The 6,604-nt window shown below is 44.3% G+C and carries 3 protein-coding genes; all 3 read right to left on the bottom strand.

The genetic code is table 11. The features are described 5' to 3' along the window. Positions 1-2,355: filamentous hemagglutinin N-terminal domain-containing protein (locus RMZ95_RS33915; protein ID WP_409884529.1), on the bottom strand; the 2,355-nt coding region annotated here is incomplete at its 3' end. A 258-nt stretch (positions 2,356-2,613) separates the two neighbouring features. Continuing rightward, entirely contained in the window at positions 2,614-5,196 is a 2,583-nt protein-coding gene (locus tag RMZ95_RS33910) for a CHAT domain-containing protein (RefSeq protein WP_409884528.1), read from the bottom strand. A 53-nt stretch (positions 5,197-5,249) separates the two neighbouring features. After that, a complete protein-coding gene (locus tag RMZ95_RS33905; RefSeq protein WP_409884526.1) occupies positions 5,250-6,527 on the bottom strand; it encodes a hypothetical protein in 1,278 nt (425 codons plus the stop codon). Positions 6,528-6,604: the final 77 nt, after the last annotated feature.

Below are 6,604 nucleotides of genomic sequence, written 5' to 3'. Positions count from 1 at the left end.
TGACACTGTGCTGAGGATGTAACCGTTTGCAAGGTCAACAGCATTTTTGGCACTCACTGTCACATTCCCTGCGTTTCCTTGCCCAGAAGTTGAGGCAGTAAGTACAGCGCCATCTCGTAACGAGAAGTCACCAGAATCGATAGTAATATTACCCCCATTGCCAACTGTCCCCGTTTCCACCCGACTGGAAATTGCACTGGGATAACCGTTTTTCTCCCCAGCAATATCAACAATACCTGTAACATTTATATTGACATTCCCCGCATCCCCCTGTCCTGCTGGCTGGGTATCAGATGCTTCACGAGCAATAGTTAGCAGTTGAGCGCCATCAATTAATGATAGTGTTGCAGCATTGGTGTTGATATTGCCACCTTTACCTATACCCCCTGGTTGCACCGTGCTGAAGATGCGAGCATTATCTGCAAGAGAAACAGTATCAAGTGCCCGTACTGTCACATTCCCCGCATTTCCTTGTCCAAATGTTGAGGCTACAAGTTGAGCGCCATTTTGTAACGAGAAAGAACCAGAATCGATAGTAATGTTACCCCCATCGCCAACTGTCCCCCTATCCACAAGGCTGGCAATCCCACTAAAACGACCGTTTTTCTCCCCAGCAATATTAACTGACCCAGTAACATTAACATTGACATTCCCTGCATCCCCCCGTCCTGCTGGCGCTGTTGCAGATACACCACGAGTAAGGGTTTGCAGTTGAGCGCCATCAATTAGTGATAGTGTTGCAGCATTGATGTCAATATTGCCACCTTTACCTACACCCCCTGATTCCACCGTGCTGAAGATGCGAGCATTATCTGCAAGAGAAACAGTTTCAAGTGCCCGTACTGTCACATTCCCCGCGTTCCCTTGTCCAAATGTTGAGGCACTAAGTTGAGCGCGATCACCTAATGAGAAAGAACCAGAATCGATGGTAATGTTACCCCCATTACCAACTGTCCCCGTTTCCACCCGACTGTAAATTGCACTAAAAAGACCGTTTTTCTCCCCAGCAATATTAACTGACCCAGTAACATTAACATTGACATTCCCCGCATCCCCCTGTCCTGCTGGCTGGGTATCAGATGCTTTATTAGTTAGGGTTAGCAGTTGAGCGCCATCAATTAGTGATAGTGTTGCAGCATTGATGTCGATATTGCCACCTTTACCTACACCCCCTGGTTCCACCGTGCTGAGGATGTAAGCATCTGCAAAAGAAACAGCATCTTGTGCCCGTACTGTCACATTCCCCGCATTTCCTTGTCCAGATGTTGAGGTTTGAAGGATAGCGCGATCGCCTAATGAGAAAGAACCAGAATCGATAGTAATGTTACCCCCATTGCCTTGTGACCCTAAGCGCACACGATTACGAACTATGCTCCCAGCAGCAACTTTGATTGAGCTGGTAGCATTCAGCGTAATATCTCCCCCAATTGTTTCAGGTGTCCCCAAACCTTCCCCAATACCACCGCTTAAAATACTTCCTCCTAAAATCTCTAGATTAAAGGCGTTGACTGCAATATTACCGCCACCAGCCCCAGTTACAGATACACCTGCTTGATTGGTAAGGGATACCGAAGTTCGTGCAACATTCTCAGGAAATTTCAAACTGAGATTATCGCCATCTACACCCAACGTTACAGTACCAGCTTGGGCCAACCCTCCTAACTCAACTCGTCCACCAAAAGCATTTAATCGTCCCCCATCCATGCTGACATTACCACCTACCAGCAGTAAACTTTTACCATCTAGTACTCGTAAACCAAATGCGTTTAAACCTGCTGGATCTTGTCCTGCAAATACAACTGAGCTATTTTGAATCGCTGCGTTTTGATTAATCTGATTAAACAGCAATGCTGAAGGATTAATAGTCAACAACGGTGAAGGGATATTTTTCTGTGTCGCGCTAAAAGATCCAAGATTTCCAAATTGCAGTGCATTCGCTGTACTTGCCACAAACGAACCACCAATATTTAATTGAGCATTTTGACCAAATACAATTCCATTGGGATTAATCAAAAACAGATTAGCTGTGCCATTAGCAAGAATTAATCCATCAATCTTAGAGACTGACCCACCTGTTACCCGACTGATAATATTCTGAATATCCGCAGCATTATTAAATAAAGCAGCGCCGTTATAAGGGACAGAAAACTCACCAAAGCTGTGAAACAAATTACTTCCTGCTTGCGTTCCTCCTGTAATATTGAAGAAGCTGCCATATGGTGTAACGATGGAATTATTAGGCAGAGTGCCATCTGGGGTAATTTGGGCAAAAGCGCAACTTCTAGTACTGCAAACGCTTGTACCACATATCGCAATCCCTAGAAACCAGCCCCAACCAATACTTATCTTGGACATTTTACCTCTCTAAGCAAACAGCAGTTGCTAAACTTTTGGTTATGTCACACCACTAATGTCGGTTTAGGGTGGTTACAGTCACCTCTGGATAATTCTCAGTTGCGATCGCCTTAATGTTACGCAAAACTGACTAATTTGTTTACATAAATTTATACAATATAATTCATCAGTCGAAATAATCGCATTGTCAGTCGAAACAATCGAATTGCAGCTCGATGAAAAAAAACCAGATTGCAATACAATCTGACTTATATAAAACTACAGCCAATTACCTAGCAGAACATAGGGGGCCCAAAACCTGGGACGTTTGTATTTGGGATTTTGCAACAGAGCTAGCTGGGCGCGACGGAGTACTTCAGCTTTAGTCAGATTTTTGTTGGCTAACTCTTGGTAAAATTGATTCATCAACACAGCAGTAGACTCATCATCTAAGTTCCACAAAGAAGCGATCGTACTGCGTGCGCCTGCCTGAAAAGCGACACCAGCAATTCCCAGTGCAGCTTGTTCGTCCCCAGCTGCTGTTTGACAGGCACTAAGAATGAGCAATTCAATCGCTTCGGGTCTGTTTTGCTCTATTGTTCGCACTAACTCATTTAACTTTTTCACATAAATACGCTCATTCCAAGCAACAATAAATGTCTCCTCAGCCTTGGAGCTAAACTGACCATGAGTTGCAAGATGAACAATCGGGAAAGATAAAGAATTAATTTGGTTTTGCAAAGTTTTGCTGGTAAATTCTTGATTTAGAAGGATGCTGCTAGGGACTTGAGAGCGGATTTCTTCTAATTCAAGTTTGACGTTGGGTAGTGCAGAAAATCCCGAACTTGCTTCACTCAATCCTGCGGCTATTGCCTTTAATTCCTTCTCCATTGGTTTGAGTTCAATCAGTTGCAAACTGGGGGTGAGTGCAATATTATATTTCTCAACTAAATACTGTTTGCCATCGTAGAGAGCTGCCATCGGAATATTCCGCAACCAGCCATCCAGCACAAACACCAAAGTAGGAGTGTTACTTTCAGCTAAAGCAGCTTCAGCAGGTTGAACGATCCATTTGTAAACCTTCTGGGATAAAGACTGAACCTGTCGCAGGGTGTGGGGTTTGGGTAAATTTTCCTGTAGTTGCGCTAAAGTAGTTTCGACTTCCTTTTTAACTACAGGAGTAGTGTAGTGCAACCAACGCTGTTGAGGCAACTCGATGATGATCTCTAGTCGATCTGGCAAAATAAATGGATAAATAATTGCTGCCGTTGGATCTTTTTTTGGATTACGAATTTGAGCATTTAAACAGTTGTTGCGAAAGAAGTTTTCTAGTTCTGCTATTTGGAGTAATTCGATTGTATTGCTGGCTTTTTGAAGATTTTCAAAGCTCAGTTTCGAGTTACCTTGAGATTGCAAAAGTAAATCAACCAACTGTCGATAAACTGGTTCAACTTCCTCTCGAAAGGAAAATTTCACCGCAGAATTGACACCAACTAAATCACTGCGGAGGGCTTGGAGATTATTAACTGCTTCTGTGTAAGCTGATACTGCTCCTTTGATATCTCCCTTAGTTTTCAGCAAACGTCCCAGTTGCCATTGCCATTGATAGCCAATATCTTTAGCATCAATATCTTGAGCGATGAGCAAGGCTTGTTGGGTGAGGTTTTGGGCATCAGACCACTGTTGAGTTTGTTCGTAAACTTGGCCTAAAATACCAATAGCATAGGATTGGGTGCGTCTATCTTGCAAACTTTTTGCTTGCTCAATAGCAGTTGCCAGTAATTGAGCAATATCCAACCATGAGGGAGTGTCTGCGGCAATTTTTTTTCGGAATTGCATTAAACTTTGGGCAAAGTTAATGCGGGCAGAAATTGCTGTACGACTCAAAGGTAAATCGTTAAGCTGAGTTTTAATTTCAGAAGACAATGTTTGAAAAGCTGACAATTGCTCAGTTTTCAGCAGTAGTCTTAGTTGATTGGCTTGAGCTTGGATGCGTGTAGTGGGTGAGGTTGCAGTTTTGATAGTTTGTTGATAGAATTCTATAGCTTTTTGCGTGTCTTGCTGTACGCGGGCTGTATTACCCAGACTGAGGAGAATATCAGCGATCGCTTCTCGATCTGGCAACGATGAAGCTAATTCTAAACTTTGCTGCAATATCTGCCGAGATGTTTCTAAATCACCAGTGACTTGCACGACATTACCGAGACTATGCAAAGCTGCGACTTTAACAGGTGAGTTGGGTTGACTTTGAAGAATCTGGGTACTTTGCCTTAACGTCTTCTCAGCTTGCCGATAAAACCCTAAAGCTTGCAAAGCTTGCGCTTGGTTAATCCGATTTTGAATAACCGCCCTTTCATCGCCTATTTTTGTATAAATCTCAGCTGAGAGTCGCCAAGTATCCAGGGCATTTTCAGCTTTGCTTTGAGCCAATTGCAGACGACCTTTGATATCTAAGACTTGAGCTAGAATTTGCGAGGAGTCTTTGGTGTCTTTAGCAGTTTGTAATAAGTTAAGACTTTGAGCGATCGCACTTTCTGCTTCTGACCACTGTCCCAATTGCTGATAAGCTAATGATAAATTGCCCAGTATCATCGCTTGTGTAAGTTCATCCCCACGGACTTTTAACGCAGAGATAGCCTGTAGCCATGTTGCAGTTGCATCATTAAATTGCTCGGCTTCATAGAATTTTCTCCCCTGTTTCACCAAGTTTTGGGCATCAGCCAAGCTTTGAACATTGGAGTTTTCCGCAGTTACATGTGCGAAAGTGGGGGGCAATAAAAGAGCGCCTAAGAACATAGCTAAAAGCAGCAGTACACTTAAAAAGCGTTTGATTATCCGTAATCTAGATTTTTTCCTTGCCATGTTTTTGCCCTCCTCGCACCGTGTCTTTACTAAAAATAGACAGTGGAAGTTGCTCAACCTCCCTGGTGTTGATTTAACGCACGGCAATCGGCTGTCTTCTGCCAGGAAGAATGAGGCGTGATGGGTGCAGAATTAGTGAGAATTATATCGCCATTAGCAGCGATCGCCCAACCAGTAGCTTCTACTATACGATCTGGTGTTGGGTTAGTGAGATTTGTGGAGACTGCTGGAGTAGGGGGTTTACCTACTTCTGAGTTGAGAGTCACCAAATCTACCTGCACTGCGTCAGCGCTGAGGGCTTCACCCGGATTAGGTGGTAAACCGCCGCGTCCAGTGATTGTAAAACGGCTCTTAGCTAAAGTTCCACCTGCGGAACAAGTCTGTGCTACTTGAGTATCAACTGGTACGGTCGGTAAATTAACTAAGCTACTGTTGGGATCGATACCGGGTGTATTGAGTTCGACAGTGCCGTTTACACCAAACTCAGAACTAGCGGTGATATCACTAAAGAGAGTTGGGTTAGAGCGGGGTTGAATCCCATAGATACCAAAGGCTTGAATATCTACTCTACCACCTGTACCTGTGTAAGCATTAGCAGTGATGTCGCTATTTTCGCTTGGGACAGCAACAATGAAGCCCGACGGGGCATTGATGGTAATGTTGCCACCATTACCACCAGCTTGTGCTGTGCCTGCGGTAGTGGAAATTTGAGCGCCACGGCGCAGAAGCAGTAAATCAGTTTGTAAGTTGATGTCGCCACCGTTACCCGATGCAGATTGGGCGTTAAGTGTAGCACTGTTATCTAAGGTAACTCTAGGTGAGGTGACGATAATATCTCCAGCAGTACCCGTTGGACTTTGGGAGTTAACGAACAAGCCACTATTAAAGCTTAAACTCTTGCCAGAAATGGTGAAAAAATCAGCAGCATTAACTTTAATTGTGCCTGCATTCCCAAGTCCCGAAGTTGAGGCAGTAAGCGCAGCACCATCGCGTAATGAGAAGTCACCGGAATCGATAGTAATGTTACCCCCATTGCCAACTGTCCCTGTTTCCACACTGCTGAAAATTGCACTTTTGAAACCATTTTTCTCCCCAGCAATATCAACAGCGTCAGTAACATTAACATTGACATTCCCCGCATTCCCCCGTCCTGCTGGCTGGGTATTAGATGCTCCACGAGTAGCGGTTGCCAGTTGAGCGCCATCAATTAGTGATAGTCTTGCAGCATTAATGTCGATATTACCTCCCTGACCTACACCCCCTGCTTCTACTGTACTAAGGATAGAAGCATTACTAGCCACTGAAACAGCATCAAGTGCCCGTACTGTCACATTTCCCCATTCCCCGAGCCCCGTGGATGTGGCGGTTCGTTGAGCGCCGTGTCGTAATCTGAAGTCACCAGAATCGA

The organism is Nostoc sp. DedQUE07 (assembly GCF_034530975.2).
Taxonomy (GTDB): Bacteria; Cyanobacteriota; Cyanobacteriia; order Cyanobacteriales; family Nostocaceae; genus Nostoc.
Note: the sequence above shows the minus strand (reverse complement) of the source record. Positions and strands in the feature narration are given on the sequence as shown.

Excerpts from the sequence above, each read along its gene's own strand:
- RMZ95_RS33910 (WP_409884528.1), bottom strand. The coding sequence starts at position 5,196 with ATGGCAAGGAAAAAATCTAGATTACGGATAATCAAACGCTTTTTAAGT.